The organism is Marinifilum breve (genome assembly GCF_003202155.1).
Lineage (GTDB): Bacteria > Bacteroidota > Bacteroidia > Bacteroidales > Marinifilaceae > Marinifilum > Marinifilum breve.
Genome location: NZ_QFLI01000004.1, coordinates 205,304 through 221,426 on the forward strand (window position 1 = coordinate 205,304; position 16,123 = coordinate 221,426).

General features: G+C 36.6%; 10 protein-coding genes. 2 read left to right on the plus strand and 8 right to left on the minus strand.

Going from position 1 to position 16,123, the window contains the following annotated elements:
• Nucleotides 1-58: 58 nt before the first annotated feature.
• The 6 genes from citF to clpB form a co-directional block, all read right to left on the minus strand.
• The gene (citF, locus tag DF185_RS10830) at nucleotides 59-1,618 is read right to left on the minus strand and encodes a citrate lyase subunit alpha (RefSeq protein ID WP_110360767.1); all 1,560 of its coding nucleotides are present in this window, start codon (nucleotides 1,616-1,618) and stop codon (nucleotides 59-61) included.
• Between the two features lie 43 nt (nucleotides 1,619-1,661).
• Nucleotides 1,662-2,561 (minus strand): HpcH/HpaI aldolase/citrate lyase family protein, encoded by a 900-nt coding sequence (locus tag DF185_RS10835; RefSeq protein WP_110360768.1) that lies wholly within the window; start codon nucleotides 2,559-2,561, stop codon nucleotides 1,662-1,664.
• Nucleotides 2,561-2,848: a citrate lyase acyl carrier protein gene (citD, locus tag DF185_RS10840; RefSeq protein ID WP_110360769.1), complete on the minus strand. Its 288-nt coding sequence runs from the start codon at nucleotides 2,846-2,848 to the stop codon at nucleotides 2,561-2,563. Before citD ends, DF185_RS10835 begins: the two co-directional genes overlap by 1 nt.
• Before the next feature lie 941 nt (nucleotides 2,849-3,789).
• Nucleotides 3,790-5,223: an ADP-dependent glucokinase/phosphofructokinase gene (locus DF185_RS10845; protein ID WP_110360770.1), complete on the minus strand. Its 1,434-nt coding sequence runs from the start codon at nucleotides 5,221-5,223 to the stop codon at nucleotides 3,790-3,792.
• A gap of 194 nt (nucleotides 5,224-5,417) precedes the next feature.
• On the minus strand, nucleotides 5,418-6,728 hold the full coding sequence (locus DF185_RS10850; RefSeq protein WP_110360771.1) for a cell envelope integrity TolA family protein: 1,311 nt from the start codon (nucleotides 6,726-6,728) through the stop codon (nucleotides 5,418-5,420).
• A gap of 204 nt (nucleotides 6,729-6,932) precedes the next feature.
• Nucleotides 6,933-9,524 carry an ATP-dependent chaperone ClpB gene (clpB, locus tag DF185_RS10855; protein ID WP_110360772.1) on the minus strand — a complete coding sequence of 864 codons (2,592 nt, stop codon included), beginning with the start codon at nucleotides 9,522-9,524 and terminating at the stop codon, nucleotides 6,933-6,935.
• Between the two features lie 250 nt (nucleotides 9,525-9,774).
• On the opposite strand from clpB, the gene DF185_RS10860 reads away from it, so the two are divergent.
• Nucleotides 9,775-10,188 carry an OsmC family protein gene (locus tag DF185_RS10860; protein WP_110360773.1) on the plus strand — a complete coding sequence of 138 codons (414 nt, stop codon included), beginning with the start codon at nucleotides 9,775-9,777 and terminating at the stop codon, nucleotides 10,186-10,188.
• A 616-nt stretch (nucleotides 10,189-10,804) separates the two neighbouring features.
• On the plus strand, nucleotides 10,805-11,386 hold the full coding sequence (locus tag DF185_RS10870) for a peroxiredoxin-like family protein (RefSeq protein WP_110360775.1): 582 nt from the start codon (nucleotides 10,805-10,807) through the stop codon (nucleotides 11,384-11,386).
• Between the two features lie 57 nt (nucleotides 11,387-11,443).
• On the opposite strand, the gene DF185_RS10875 is transcribed toward DF185_RS10870, so the two are convergent.
• Together DF185_RS10875 and DF185_RS10880 are read right to left on the minus strand one after the other, a co-directional pair.
• Nucleotides 11,444-12,874, minus strand: a complete 1,431-nt coding sequence (locus tag DF185_RS10875) for a glycoside hydrolase family 47 protein (RefSeq protein WP_110360776.1) — start codon at nucleotides 12,872-12,874, stop codon at nucleotides 11,444-11,446.
• 135 nt (nucleotides 12,875-13,009) lie between these two features.
• A complete protein-coding gene (locus tag DF185_RS10880; protein WP_110360777.1) occupies nucleotides 13,010-16,027 on the minus strand; it encodes a GH92 family glycosyl hydrolase in 3,018 nt (1,005 codons plus the stop codon).
• Between the last annotated feature and the right edge of the window lie 96 nt (nucleotides 16,028-16,123).

A 16,123-nucleotide genomic window follows, 5' to 3' on the forward strand; every position in this document is an offset into this window, starting at 1 on the left:
TTACACCCTAAAAGTAAAATTACAATTAGGGTGTACTTTTCTTTATATCAACTATCTGTTAAGATAGATTTTCAACATTGTGAATCACATCAATAATGGTACCATCGCGATATTCAACCAAGGCAACAACTTTATCACCCAATTGTTTTTCCGCTGGAATACCAGTCATTGCATCTACTTCTTTTTTCAAATCCTTAATGTCAACAACTTTAACACCTGCTTTTTTCAATGCAGCTGCAAGGTTTGGTTTAGAAGGATTTACACAAACTCCACGTTCAGTAACAATTACGTCAACACTTTCACCAGGAGTAACAATTGTGTGAACACGATCTTTCACGATTGGCAAACGACCACGGAAAGAAGGACAAACAATTACACTTAGATTTGCACCTGAAGCTGTATCGGAGTGACCTCCAGAAGCACCACGAATCTCACCTGATGAACCTGTAATTACATTTACATTAAAGTCAACATCTACCTCCAAAGCACCTAGCACAACTACATCCAATTTGTTGGTCATTGCACCACAGTTGTTTGGATTTGCATATTGATCACATGTAATTTCGATGTGCTGTGGATTATTCAATACTGAAGTACTTACTGCAGCATCGAAAGACTGTACATCAAAAATTGCCTGGAACAATCCTTCTTCCAACATATCAACACCGTAAGAAGTAACACCACCAATCATGAAGCTACCTTTGATGTCTTTGCGTTTCATATCCTCGCGAAGGAACTTAGCTACAGCCAAAGAAGCACCACCCGCTCCTACCTGGAACGACATACCATCTTTGAACAAACCAGAATGCTCGATAACTGTTGCAGCAATACGAGCAATACGTAAATCCATTGGAGATTTTGTAATACGAGTAGTACCCGATGCAATCTTGGTAGCATCACCAATACTGTCAACCTTTACAACGTGGTCAACAAAGTGCTGACGAATTGAACCAGGAACACATGGATAATCTACAAGGTTATCTGTTACAATAATTACATTTTTAGAGTAACGAGCATCAATATCGGCATATCCCATTGAACCAAAAGCAGATGGTCCGTGAGCTCCGGTAGCATTACCTTCCTCATCGGCAGCTGAAGCAGCCAAAACAGACAAATCTGGTTTGATGCGTCCGGTCAAGATATCTCTAACACGACCTCCATGAGAGTGAATAATTGCAGGATGCTTTAATTTACCCATAGAGATAATCTCACCCAAACGACCACGAATACCTGAAGAGAAAATTCTGGTAATCATTCCTTTCTCTACATAAGGAACCAATCCATCATGCGCAGATGTTAATGAAGAAGAAGCCAAAGTAATGTCTTTGATTCCCATTTCATCTAAAATTTCGATGGTTTGCATCAAAACACCATCTCCTCCACGAAGGTGGTGATGAAATGTAACAGTCATTCCATCGAAAGGATTACATTTTTGTACTGCTTCTTTTAAATCGCCACACAATTTTGAAGTATGAGCTTTTTTTGCTTTTAATGTTCGAACAATATTAGTTGATGGAATCTCATCACCAATAATGCTTTCCCATACGCCCTGGAAAGGTTTCAACTCACCAAGACCTTCTATATATTCAGGAATTTCAACTCCTAATGCGTTCTTCATTTTGTTTCTTTATTAGTATCAATTTTGTAAACAGGAATAACTGTTAACTTGCAACCGACTCTTCGATTTCTTTTAAATCGATATTGGCATATTCAAGAACTGTAATTGCTCTCTGAACAACTGGAGCATCAACCATTTTTCCGTCAATTGCAAATACTCCAATACCAGCGTTTTTATTTCGAATAAATTCTGAATAAACACGGTAAGCTTTTCTTACCTCGTTTTCGGTTGGATTAAACACTTCGTGTACACCATCTACCTGACGAGGATTGATCAATGCTTTTCCAGCGAAACCAATCTTCTTAATGTACTCAGTTTCTTCACGAAGACCTTCCTCATCGTTAACATCAGCAAATACAGTATCAAGAACATCTAAACCGTGTGCTTTACCTGCCATTACAATGCGCTTACGAGCATAATCAATACCTACTCCATCAGGAGTTTTTACGATACCCATGTCTGCAGTTAAATCCTGTCCTCCAATTGTAATTGCATCAATTCGTGGATCAGCACCTGCAATTTCGTATACATTTGCAACACCTTTAGCTGTTTCGATCATTACATGGATGGTCATAGTTGGCTTCTTAATTCCATGTTCCTTCTCGATTCTACGAACTTCTTTCATGAAATCTTTCACATCCTGAACAGACTCAGTTTTTGGAAATCTGATATTATCAGGTTGCAATGGCACGATTTCTTCCAAATCTGCCAAACCAAAAGGAGTATGCATGTTATTTACACGCACGCAAACTTCAGTATCGTAAAATTCAACGGTTTGTAACATGTTACGAACCAAGATTCTTGCTGCATCTTTTTGATTCAATGCCACGGCATCTTCCAAATCTAACAATACAGCATCGCAACCATAAACTCCGGCCTGTTGAATCATTGCAGGATTATTTCCCGGAATGTACAACATTGATCTTCTTTTCTTTCTAGCCATTACATTGTACCCTCCTGAATACCTAAAGAACGTTTAACAGCAGCTTCAACTCTAGCCTTAATAGTTGGCGTAAGAGCTCCCTTATCTTTTGCAATCAGGTGTACATTTTGGATATCCAAATCATCCAATACCTGATTAATTGTATTTTTGATATCATCTTCGAACTGCAACATCACAGTAGATGAAATATCAATTTGGCGACCGGCTTCCTCTGATACAGGTTCGATCAAGACCATGATATCGCTTGATTCGAAAGTTCCGGCTTGCGCTTTAAACTTAGGTGTCATTGTTTAATGATATTAGTTTAGTTATTCCGTAAGAATTATAATAATTGATTTTGCAAATTTTAATGTCTTTCGATAGAAATCAAAGCACTTTTAAAGATTTTTGTAGTTAATTAGTTAGTGTTATAAAACACAATCAGGAAACGATTGCATATCAGTCTGTTATTAACAACCTATTCTTTGTAAGTATTTACATTTCTTACTATTCGCATAATTAAACAGGTAATTATTTTTTCGATTAAATATGAAAAATCATTATTTATCCCTCATAAATGTAAGTTATTTATCAATTTTAGATGGAAATATTATAAATCCGAACAAAACAACAAAGGCTTCGCGAATGCGAAGCCTTAATTGTTAGTGATTAGTTAGTGGTTAGAATTTACTTGTCTAACAACAAGAAAATCAGTTGTGTGATTAGTAAAGTTACAAATGGTAATTGTGTTTACTTTTTAAATACGCCACAATATAAGTTTATTTTTTCTATTTCCGCAAACGTTTTCTGAAAAATTATTCATTGTATTTTTTATTTTTATTTAGTCTTTAACTCAAAAAATTACTTGTCCGCTTTTAAGTATCTATTAAAGAAATATTTCTGTTAATATTGTCAATTCTAATATTTTCAGAAAAAAACTACACATCATATTTTTCATCCAATTCTTAAAATAAAGTCCTTGATTAATGCTTTTATAATATCATTAATCAACAATTAAGCTAAAAATTAAGGTGCTGAATCTAATTTCGTACTAGAAAAATAAGTAAATGACAGATTAAATTAGATTAGTATAATTAAGTTAGAGTTAGCTAAAACTGTTCCACACAAACAGTTTTGAATGAAAGTTAGAATAGCCCTGTACCACAACATGGGCTATTTTTATTTACAAAAAAAGGAGCAATTAGGTATTAACCCAAAAACTCCTTTTCATTGACAATTATATTTTTATTTACACAGCGCCAACCAATGATACTGATGAAATGGTATCACCCATTCCTACCAAAGTAACAGGTTTCTCAATTAAAATTGTTGGAACAGCAATTACTTCAATTTCTTCATTAGAATATATACCTGAAGACAACAAATCATTTTCGCCAAAAATGCTATTAACCGTATTGCTCAACCCTTCCAATTCGTTCAGACCAACATCTGATACCTTATGATCTTTGGCCCACATTAATACATCTTTGCTGTTAATTGCACCAGTTCCAGCTTTAGCTGCCGCAACCGTAGCTGCTAACTGCATTCCGTTTCTGTTTTGCAATGGAGTTACCTTAAATCCTTTTTGCTGAAGAGTTACATACAAACCAAACATATGCAATTGCATTCTCGGACACTTGGTATAATCATATACTTTTAACATTCCTTTAAATAGGTTTGATGCATTGGTATTCTGATCACACTCGTGTGCCAGCTCTTCTTCCCCAATAACTTCAAGAATATCGATTAATTCTCTCTCATTAAACCCAAGGCTATCAACATCCTGAACCAAGCTATCAATCAAATGTTTTCTTACTACTTTATCTTGAGTTGAAGCAACTTCAAGGTGAAGAAGGTTATTTGGACAAGATTTTCTCCATTCAGCAATCATCTTTTTCGATAATTCAATGCGATCTGCTCCTTTACTTCCATCAGCTAAGGTTTCATGCAACATCTGATAACCAGACAAAATGATGTACTCAGGATTTACATCATCCTTAGCCATTCTTTTATTAAAGTTATCATCAATATGAAGTTTGAAGTTCAGCGGATCATAGGTTGCAATGAATCGATTTGCTTTAGGACAAGTGTAAGTTTCGCCTCCAATGGTTAAAGTATCTCCTTTATTAAACTCAATAATCCAGTGAATTAATGCATTGTCATCCTTACGATCTACATTAAAGGCTTGTTTTAGCTCTCCATTCTCATCAGTTGTTAATAAATTTGGTAAATCCAAAAACAATTGAGATTGCTCTTCAGGAGCAGATGCACAATGCACATAAACATTTTGCACACCACATACGGCCATTGCATTGGCAACAATTCCTCCCTGGCCTCCCATTTGCAATTTATCGTAGCCAACATTCTTATTCAACCAATAAAACACTTCAACATCTTCAATTAACCATTCTTCAGCAATACCACCTTTGAAGCAGTGAAGAATACCTCTTATTGCATCCTCGTTTTTTCTGATTGCCTTCTCTTCTTCAGATATAATTAAATTTGTGTCAAGCTTATTGTTTTCAACCAACTTCTCTACATCCTTTCCACTTACCTTAATTACAGCATCAACATTTGCATTAAAGGCACTAATTAAACCTTTAATCTCTCCCATTTTCTCCAATTGCTCAGGCGCTGTACTATAATTCTTAAGCCAGGCAGCTTTTAATTCACTTTTTGACATTTGAGATGTTTTATTTTATTATTCAGTTATAATCACAAGTTTAACTAGCAAATTAATGTAATTATTGATCAAAAACTTAATCTCGTAGTAATTTTCGTTCAAAATTTTACCGCAACGGTTTGCAGTAATCAAATAAAAAAACCTCCGCAGATTTCTCTGCGAAGGCCATAACTGAATTTCGAAAATTAAAAGGACTATTTTTTCAATTTCGTATCCATTAACTGATTTGCCATAGCTGCACCAATTAATGATTCAAGTGGTGTTTTTCCATTTTTGCCATCATTACCAGTAATCATTACATCTGGGAATTTAATTTTAGCAATCTCTTTGGCAACACCAATTGCTATTTCTTTTTCGATTTGAGCTCTTTCCTGAGGTGTTAAACCTGCCGAAACCAGTTTCGCATTTTGATAAGATTCTGCATCGGCAGCAACTTTTTTAGCCGCTGATTTAAGCTTTTCTGTTTCTAATGCAATGGCTGCAAGTCTTTTGTTTGTTTCTTCTTGCTTCAATTTTGTTTCAATAGAGATCAAGGCTTTCACCTGCTCTTTTTCCTGAGCAACACGTTCTGCAGCTTTATCTCTCTCCCCTTCAGCTACAATACGTGCCTGAGCATCTTTCGCAGTCTTAATTTTCTGTTGCTCCAACTGTCTTTTTGCAGATTCATCACGCTGTGCTTCCAATCTTTTCTTAAATACTGCTTCAAGTATCACGTCATCAACAATCACCTGAGCTACAATAATATTATTCTCATTAATATCATGTGGAATACGAATAAATTTACCATTCGGATCTTTTCTTTTCTTAACCTCATAACGTGTTTGGATTTCTTTAATCTCACGACTGCTATCCTCAATAGAAGAAACTATGGTATCGCGATATTCCAATTTTTCTACACTGTAAGCACCATCCTTCAACTGATCCTCGATAGCTACTCTAAAATCAGATGCAGATCCAGAAATATAATCTTGTGCTGCAAACATGTAACCTGTATTTGATACCACCTCACGAACAGTTGGAATCAAGGTATTGTTAGCAAGATTTTGCAATGATCTAAATTCAATTGCCATTTCTATAAATGACTCCTTATCTGTAGGCAATTGGAAACGAGTAGACAATTTTGCAGAAGCAGTTACCTGATCGATAAAACGAATAGGAATAGGATTCATCACTCCTTCAATATCATCATTCTTTTCTCCCTTGCTTACTACCTTAACATCAATATATTTCTGCCAAGGAATAATTTTTGCAAATCCTCTCCATTTAATCCCTTCTGTCATTACAGCATCTTTCCCTCCATTAGGATAAACAACAAAATACTGATACCCTGGCTCTGCCCAGAAAAACATAAATGGCAAAATAATCATAACAACTCCCGAACCTATAACTCCAAGAGAAAATCTGGAAGTAAGTTTCGAAAAAGCTTGCGCTTTACTAACTAACAATGGCTTTAACAATAGCATTGCCAATCCCGCTAATACAATAATAACTCCTAATACAATCATAAATTAATTTGGTTTAATTGATTTTCTAATTCAAGGACCAAAGTATAATTTATAATTGAAAGCTCTATTATTTTTATGTTCGTTTTCGATTAAGACAATTTTTACACCGTGAAACCTGTTTTTTTACATGTTATACTAAAAACAAAAAAGCTCACCATAAGGATGAGCTTCTTGTTCTATAAGTTTTCTCATTATACAAAGTCTCTAAACATTCTTAAACACAAGACCTTCACCTTCTACATCCACCATTATTTTTTGATTGGCTGTAATGTTTTCGGACAGTATTTGCTTTGACAGTTCATTTAGTACCTGTTTTTGCAGCACTCGCTTAATTGGTCTGGCACCAAATTGCGGATCAAAGCCCAGATTTCCAAGATATTCAACTGCCAATTCACTTAAATCAATGCTGATATCATTCTTGGAAAGCATCTGTTGAACTGTTTTAAACTGCAAGCCAACTATTCTTTTCACTTCCTCTCTGTCCAAAGGAGTAAACACAATAGTTTCATCTATTCTATTTAAAAACTCTGGTCGAATGCTCTTCTTCAACAACTCTAAGACTTCACTTTTGGCTTGCCAGAGCATTTCCTCTTTGTTGATTGAATTCATCTTTTCTATTTTCTCTTGAATCAGATGAGATCCAACATTTGAGGTCATGATTACAATGGTATTCTTAAAATCAACCACTCTTCCTTTATTATCTGTTAGCCTACCATCATCTAAAACCTGAAGTAGAATATTGAAAACATCAGGATGAGCCTTTTCAATTTCATCTAAAAGCACAACTGAGTACGGTTTTCTGCGAACAGCTTCTGTTAGCTGACCGCCCTCATCATATCCCACATACCCTGGAGGCGCTCCAATCAATCTTGAAACAGAATGTCTTTCCTGATATTCCGACATATCAATTCGAGTCATCTGATTCTCATCATCAAATAGAAATTCAGCCAAAGCTTTGGCCAGCTCGGTTTTACCGACACCTGTTGTACCCAAGAAAATGAATGAACCAATCGGCCTTTTCGCATCTTGCAAACCAGCGCGACTTCTTCTTACTGCATCAGCCACAGCAGTAATTCCTTCCTCTTGCCCTACAACTCTTTTATGTAATTCCTCTTCCAAGGACAATAACTTCTGACGTTCACTCTTCAGCATTCTGTTCACAGGGATTCCTGTCCAACGGGAAACAACTTCAGCGATATCATCATTTCTCACCTCTTCTTTGATTAAAGCGTCAGAATTCTGGTTTTGCTTTAACTTTTCGTTCAGAGCTTCAATTTCTTCTTCAACCTCTTTAAGCTTTCCGTAACGGATTTCAGCAACTCTACCATAATCACCTTCACGCTCTGCTTTTTCAGCATCATACTTCAAAGATTCCAACAACTCCTTATTCTTCTGGATTCCATCAATCACCTCACGCTCTGCTTCCCACTTGGCACGATATTTTAATCTTTCATCATTCAGTTCAGCAATTTCTCTTGCCAACTCATCCTGTTTTTTCGAATCTCCCTCACGCTGAATGGCCAGCTTTTCAATTTCCAACTGCTTGATCTTCCTTTCGATTTCATCCAATTCTTCAGGCAATGAATTCATTTCCAAACGAAGCTTGGCAGCTGACTCATCTATCAAGTCAATTGCCTTATCTGGAAGAAAACGATCAGAAATGTAACGTTGCGATAGCTCAACAGCCGCAATAATAGCCTCATCACGAATTTGAACCTTATGGTGATTTTCGTAACGCTCCTTCAATCCCCGAAGGATAGAAATCGCGCTAAGAGTATCTGGTTCATCAACCATCACCTTTTGAAACCTACGCTCAAGAGCCTTATCCTTCTCGAAATATTTTTGATACTCATTTAAAGTCGTTGCCCCAATTGCACGCAAATCACCTCGGGCCAATGCTGGTTTTAAAATATTGGCAGCATCCATGGCTCCTTCACTTTTTCCTGCTCCTACCAAAGTGTGAATTTCATCTATAAAGAGTACAATCTCTCCATCTGATTCAACCACCTCTTTCACTACCGATTTTAAACGTTCCTCGAATTCACCTTTGTATTTGGCACCAGCCACCAAAGCCCCCATATCAAGTGAAAAGATTTTCTTACTCTTTAAGTTATCCGGTACATCACCCTTTATAATTCTATGTGCTAAACCTTCTGCAATGGCTGTTTTTCCAACTCCTGGTTCACCAATTAGAATAGGGTTGTTCTTGGTTCTTCTCGACAGAATCTGCAAAATCCTTCTGATCTCCTCATCTCTACCAATTACCGGATCGAGTTTTCCATTTCGTGCTCTCTCATTCAAATCAACAGCAAATCGACTCAAAGAATTAAAAGTATCCTCAGCCGTTTGTGAATCAACCTTTGCTCCTTTTCTTAAGTCTTGAATGGCTGCAGTAAGATCTTTTTCCGACACACCATTATCCTTAAACAATTGTGCAATTTGATCTTTGCCATTTACCAAGGCCAATAAAATATGCTCGACACTAACAAACTGATCGCCCATTTTACTTGATACGCTAACCGCTTCCTGCAAAACAGCACTTGCCTCTCTCGATAAAAATGGTTCTCCACCACTTACCTTAGGCAATGATTCCAGAATCTTATCCAAAACCATTTTAAAGTTTTGGACATTCACCCCAAGCTTATTCATCAAAAAACCAGCAACATTCTCTCCTTCCGAAAATATCCCTTTCAACAAATGTGCTGTTTCGATAGCCTGTTGCTGATTTCCTTGAGCAATCTGAAATGCTTTCTCGATTGCCTGCTGCGATTTAATTGTGAAATTATTAAAGTTCATATTCTATGTTGTTTTATTCTTTTTCTCTGTTTTAATCCGTCAATTGGATTTCAAATAATTTGCCATTCCACAAAAGCTGAAATAATGTCGCATAAACACCTTAGCTCTCAGTCAATTTGACATATTATTGAATTTTCCCATGAAACTTTTTCATGTTAACACAATTTAACCGAAGGCAAACCTGATATATCTGGATATTTATATATATTTACCAACTGAAATTCAAAAATCAATTAGAAAATATTATTATATGAAAGCAACAACTACCTGGACAAAAGGAATGTCATCGGTAATTACAGACAATAGAGGTCACGAAATCACAATTGATTTACCTGAAGCAAAAGGCGGTGAAGACCTAGGTGCAACAGCATTCGAAGTATGCTTGATGAGCTACTCTGGTTGTGTAAACACAATCTTTAACATTGTAGCAAAGAAAATGCGTATTGAATTCGAAGCATTGGTTGTAGATACCATCGGTTCTCAAAAAGATGGTGCTCCAACTTTTACTGATGTTGAAGTTGAATTAAAAATTGATTCTGAAGCTAGTGACGAAAAAATCGAAAAATGTCTTCAGCAAACTTTAAAAATGTGTCCAGTAGGAGTTCTTTTCCACCAAGCAGGTGTAAACACCACTTATAAGATTGAAAAAATGCAGAAAGCATAAGCAGTCTGTATCACAATATTTAAATCCCTTGCCTTTTGGTGAGGGATTTATTTTTGTATATCTCTGAAAGTAGATTCCCATAATCGTACTTAACCATCAATTATAATAACTTTCCTTTATTTACAAGCCTTTCAAAGCACACACAGGGGGTTCGGATGAAATTCCGAGGGGTATATGTGTTACACATAGGGGGCTCGGACGAAAATACAAGCACATTTCACAATTTAAAAATCACCTCGGACGAAAATCCGAAGGGGGTATGTGTTACACATAGGGGGCTCGGACGAAAATACAAGCACATTTCACAATTTAAAAATCACCTCGGACGAATATCCGAAGGGGGTAAGTGTTACACAGAGGGGGCTCGGATGAAAATACAAGCACATTTTACAATTTGGAAATCGCCTAGGATGAAAATCCTAGAAACATGTTTGAAACACCTACAGGCTTTGAGAGAAAACACAAACGTATCTATGCTTTGATAATCTGCACAATTATGGATTTCCGCAAACATCAAATTTGTAATTAACAAATCTTTAACGCTCTAACTCCCTGTACTGTTTGCCTATTCAAAGAATAAAAGACTATTTTGTATTTTATTTTTAAATTCTAAATCATGAAAAGAATATTTGGATTATTAATATTACTAATTAGCCTTACAAGCTATGCTCAAAGAGAAACAAGCTCCCTTAAAGTTGGCGATAAAGCGCCTGTGTTTGAAGCCAAAGATCAGAATGGGAATCTTGTTAAAAGTTCCGACATCTTAAAAAATGATCAATTGATTGTTGTGTTTTACCGAGGTGAGTGGTGTCCATACTGTAACAAACACCTTTCACACCTACAAGAAAACGTTGGTAAATTCAAGAAAGCAGGAGGACAATTGGTAGCGGTTTCTCCTGAAATTCCAGTTAACGTGGATAAAACCGTTGAAAAAACAAATGCCGATTATCCGGTATTATTTGATGAAAACAGCAAAATCATGAAAAAATTTGGAGTTGAATTCATGCTACCTGAACACTTGCAAAAAAGATATAAGAACTATGGTGTAGATCTTAGTGTTACAAATGGTAATAATGATCAACTCTTACCTGTACCAGCCACTTACATTATAGGAAAAGACGGTAAGGTGAAGTATGTTCAATATGATCCTGATTACAAAAGCAGATCAAATGCAAAAGATATATTGCAGCATTTGTAAACAAAAATGGGGCTGCATTTCTAAAACAGCCCCAAATTAAAATCTAATTTCTAAGTTTTATTTCAAACCTAGGTTCTTCTTCACCTTCTCAGGCTCAAAAGATTTTTTAGCGAAAGGATGCGCTTCAGTATTGAATACGTAATCATCCAAATTAAACTCGCCAGTTTCTTCTGTAAATGTTAGGTAAAGATATTTAAATGTTTCTGCAAAAAAGAATGTTGGCATGTAATCCTTTTTCTTCATGGTTCTAACATCTTCAACCGACGAGAATGCGACCTCAGTTCTACAGTATTTCTTAATGTCCGACCAGTATTTCTCAACCATATCATAATATTTTGGCTTTCCTGTAATGTGGTACAAGTAGTAAGCCGACTCAATAATTTCTGGATTCAAATCATATACTGGATAGGTTGGCTCACCTGCTTTATAATCGTAAATCATTGGCTCCAAGCCATACTTGTTCCATAAGTTGTTCCAGGTATCCTGTGTTTTTTCTGCTCGTCTTAAATCTCCATCCAATGCAAGAATCGACTGAAAAAATGCATCATAAAGGGTTACAACACTTGCAAACTGACGACCAGAATGTGGATCAATACAATCGCGCGCCGCAGTATGCATATTCACACGGCCATACCATAAACTCTTTTCGTCTTCTTCTGCAACATAGGTATTAATGGCTTCAATACTTTTATCCCACATTTTCTGTGAATCCTTATCGCCAAACAATAACATACTTTTGTACAAGTACTCATAGTATGAATCAGCTCCAGCACAAATGTTCGAATGATCATTCAACCATTCTCCTGTTTCAACGTCAATTAAATCGGCTACTAAATTAAGGTCTGACCTTCTTTCCCATATGGCCATATTGGCCTTCTTAGCAGTTTGATAATAAATTGGATTGCCAGTATAATAACTCAAAATTCCTAGCTCCATCATATACGAAGCAGCTTCGGCCAAGTTGATTTTCGCTCCTTTGGTTTCACCGGTTTTCAGATTTACCCAGTAGTAAGGCAATCCAGTTGGCGAGTCGAATGCCTTCAACATTCTTTTTCCAAAATCCTCCGCTTTCAATAATATTTTAGGATCGTAAGTATACTCATACATAGCAAGCAAACCTCCCATGATTCTAATGTTCACCTCAAAGGTTTTTACATACAAATCTTTATCCCAGCTAATGCTATCAATCAAATAATCTTCAACCTCTTTAGCTTGTTCATCCAGCCCCATTACCTTCATGGTACTGTAGGCATCAATGGGAGAAATATGCAGCGATTCCTCGTACCAATCCTGATGTGATTTTGACAAAGGCAATAACACATCATGTCCCCATGCGTACTTTTTATAAGCATCCCAGGTACGCACAAACTCCTTCTTAACTTCCTCGGCCAAAGGACTAATTTTCACCTCTTCTTTTTTGCTTTGCTTAGGTTGGCATGCAACAAAGACAAGAGCAAAAACAAGCAACAAATAATTTCGTTTTTTCATGATATACAGGTTTTCTTTATTCGGAGGCTTTGAACCTCGTTTTCTTAATTTAGGAATAAAGTAAAGCCAAGTCGATTAAGTCTGATTTAATTCCTGATTAATACTGTAAAAAACTGGTTAATCCATGAAAAAAAATTAATTGATTAGAATTTCATCAACAAAAATCCAATGCTTTCTACCTCCCGCCATATGCCATTCTGGTATGGGGCCGTTTTTAAAAGTTATTTTCAAGTATCGGCAATTAACGGATGGAAATTTGATAGCAGGTCTGCTAACATATCTGCGTTCATCTTTTGGAGATTCCATATGTATGGTTTTTACCAGTTGATAATTCTCTTGGTCATTTGAAACATGCACCTCAATTTCAGCTGGATTAAATATCCATGCTCCTGGATAAATTAGAATTCCAGGTTTCACCTCACAAATGTTTTGGGATTCTCCCAGATCAATTTCAACATGTAGATCTTTCAAGTCAAGACCTGTCCAAAATCCATCATTAAAAGTGGTTGAGCCAAAGCCTCCATCTATCAGTTGAGTTCCTGATTTTTCACCATAACCAATATCATTACCTTCCACCCGAACTTTTGGATAACCTGTTTGGGAATTAAATGGAATTCCTTTCAGATAATGCAAATGTAAGTTTCCACTCTCTTTTAATCCCGCTTTAAAAGCCCTTGTTTTAATAAAGGTATCTTCGCTGATGTGTATTGGACTTTGATATTTTTTAGAATTGCCATTGGGTTCAGATCCATCCACTGTATATCTAATCTCAGCTCCTTCTGTGTCACATAGCAATTCCACCGTTTTTCTCTTCTCAAAACTAAAAGTGATATCATTTACGTATGGCATCAAAACTTGCTTTTCCTCATGCAATTTGTAGGCTTCTGATGGCTTCATACCATTTAAGTCTGCCAAATCAGCCTTTGTATTACCCCATTCTTTATTTGGTTTGCTGCCCATTTCAAAAACCAATTCACCTCCATGTTTAATTTGATCGTAAGTAATAAATGGTTTGGTAAATTCTTTACCATTTAATTTAGCCGATTGGATGTAAACATTCTCTTCGGAATTCTTATTGGCAACTATACTAAACACCTTTCCATTCTCAAGATTGATGCTTGCTTTTTGATAGGCTGGAGAGCCAATTTGATACTGGTTACTACCTGGGCAAACAGGATAAAATCCCAATGAGCCAAAAATATACCAAGATGACATTTGACCCAAATCATCATTATTATCCAAACCTGCAGGATGGTCGTGATAAAAGCGAGGAAGAATTTCCCTTACCAACTTCTGAGTTTTCCAAGGCTGACCAGCATAAACATATAGGTAAGGCATTTGGTGAGATGGCTCATCACCATGACCATACTTCCCAATAAACCCCGAAATATCTACATGCTGTGAACCTCCAATTTCTGAATCATCAGCAAAAATTGTATCCAACCAAGAAGCAAATTTCTCCTTTCCTCCGTGCAATTGCATTAAGTATGCCATATCATGAGGCACATAAGAAGAGTATCCCCAAATGTTACCCGACACATAATTCTTCACCAATCCATCCCACTTGCTTTTGTCCACATTTACCAGTTTTCCATTTTGCAGCTTAGGTAATAAGTATCCCGTTTTCTCATCAAATAAATTTCGATATCCCTTCGATCTTTGCTGGAACAAGTAGAAGTCTTCAGTCTTTCCTAGTTTATGAGCCACCTGACTCAAACACCAATCGTAGTAATTGTACTCGGTAGTTTTCGAAACAGAACTGCCAATTTCACCTGGAACAAAATCCATATCTATATAAAAGTTCATTCCATTTACATCGTAGCTATTACTATGCTTTTCCAAATTAAAAGCTGCATCCTTCATCGCATCATAGGCAGCCTGATTGTCGATCCCTTCAATATCTTTTAATATGGCATCAGCCATTACCGAAACGGTACTGTATCCAATCATACAAACATTATCATGTCCCAAACATTCCCATACTGGCAAGCCAACTTTTGAATCTGTATATCTTGATGAAAGTGAATTCACAAAATCAACGGTTTTTTCCTGCTCCACAATGGCCATCAAAGGGTGAACTGCACGGTAGGTATCCCAAGTAGAAAAGTTACTGTACTGATCGAAATCAGACTGGTACTTTTCACCTTCCACCATGTATTCTCCGGTCACATCTGATATCAAGTTTGGTGATATCATAGAGTGATAAAGGGCCGTGTAGAAATTTCTTTTGTCTGATAACTGATCCGTTTCGATGTGAAACTTATTCATTTTTTCTTCCCAAAGGTTCTGAGCATTGCTAAGCACTTTTTTAAATGATACTCCTTTTGCTTCTGCTTCGAAATTGGCTTTGGCTCCTTCATAACTTACATGCGAAAGCGCCACTTTAACATCTACAGCTTCCCCTGAGTTCACATCAAAGCTAACAAAAGCCTTCACTCGCTTAGCGCTTGCCCTCTTTTCACCATCCTGTATTTTATCAGATATAGCAATACCACTTTCTTCGAATGCTTTGGAAAATTTCGCATAGAAATACACCTTTCTGTCTCCTCCTTCTCCATTGCAATGCTTCCAACCTCTGATTTCAGTATCCGATAAAATCTCAATTTCTGTTTCCTGAACATTCTCCATGATATTGTGGGTAGGATCAAGAATTACATTTCCTTGCCCCGCGGTATTAAAAGTATACCTGTGAAATCCAACTCTGGAAGTGCAGGTCAGTTCCACTTTCACATTGTAGTCGTCTAAAACAACGGAATAATATCCTGCAGAGGCCTCTTCTCTCTCGTGTGAAAATCTTGAGCGAAATCCACTGTCAGGATTTTCCTCTGTACCTGCCTGTACCTTTGCTTCCCCTAAAGTTGGCATCAACAAAATATCTCCTAAGCCAGCCAAACCAGCTCCACTAATATGGGTATGTGCAAATCCTTTTAATATAGAGTCGCTATAATGATAACCCGAACACCAATCCCAGGCTTTAAAGTCATTACTAGGGCTTAATTGGACCATCCCAAAAGGCAAAGTTGCCCCCGGAAATGTATGGGCATGACCATCGGTTCCGATCATGGGATCGACATACTGAATCAGTTGCTTATTATCCGCAAAAAGACTAGATGTAATAAACAACAAAAGGAATATTTGAATTAATTTCTTCATGAATAAATTGCTTTAGGATACAATACCTCTACATTTATTCTGCAAATAAAACCCTACATGGTTAAGATTTTGATTAATTCATGATTAATCCCCAAC

Bases quoted from the DNA above. Each gene is read 5' to 3' on its own strand.
- citF (WP_110360767.1), bottom strand. From the start codon at position 1,618: ATGAAGAACGCATTAGGAGTTGAAATTCCTGAATATATAGAAGGTCTT.
- DF185_RS10835 (WP_110360768.1), bottom strand. From the start codon at position 2,561: ATGGCTAGAAAGAAAAGAAGATCAATGTTGTACATTCCGGGAAATAAT.
- citD (WP_110360769.1), bottom strand. From the start codon at position 2,848: ATGACACCTAAGTTTAAAGCGCAAGCCGGAACTTTCGAATCAAGCGAT.
- DF185_RS10845 (WP_110360770.1), bottom strand. From the start codon at position 5,223: ATGTCAAAAAGTGAATTAAAAGCTGCCTGGCTTAAGAATTATAGTACA.
- DF185_RS10850 (WP_110360771.1), bottom strand. From the start codon at position 6,728: ATGATTGTATTAGGAGTTATTATTGTATTAGCGGGATTGGCAATGCTA.
- clpB (WP_110360772.1), bottom strand. From the start codon at position 9,524: ATGAACTTTAATAATTTCACAATTAAATCGCAGCAGGCAATCGAGAAA.
- DF185_RS10860 (WP_110360773.1), top strand. From the start codon at position 9,775: ATGAAAGCAACAACTACCTGGACAAAAGGAATGTCATCGGTAATTACA.
- DF185_RS10870 (WP_110360775.1), top strand. From the start codon at position 10,805: ATGAAAAGAATATTTGGATTATTAATATTACTAATTAGCCTTACAAGC.
- DF185_RS10875 (WP_110360776.1), bottom strand. From the start codon at position 12,874: ATGAAAAAACGAAATTATTTGTTGCTTGTTTTTGCTCTTGTCTTTGTT.
- DF185_RS10880 (WP_110360777.1), bottom strand. From the start codon at position 16,027: ATGAAGAAATTAATTCAAATATTCCTTTTGTTGTTTATTACATCTAGT.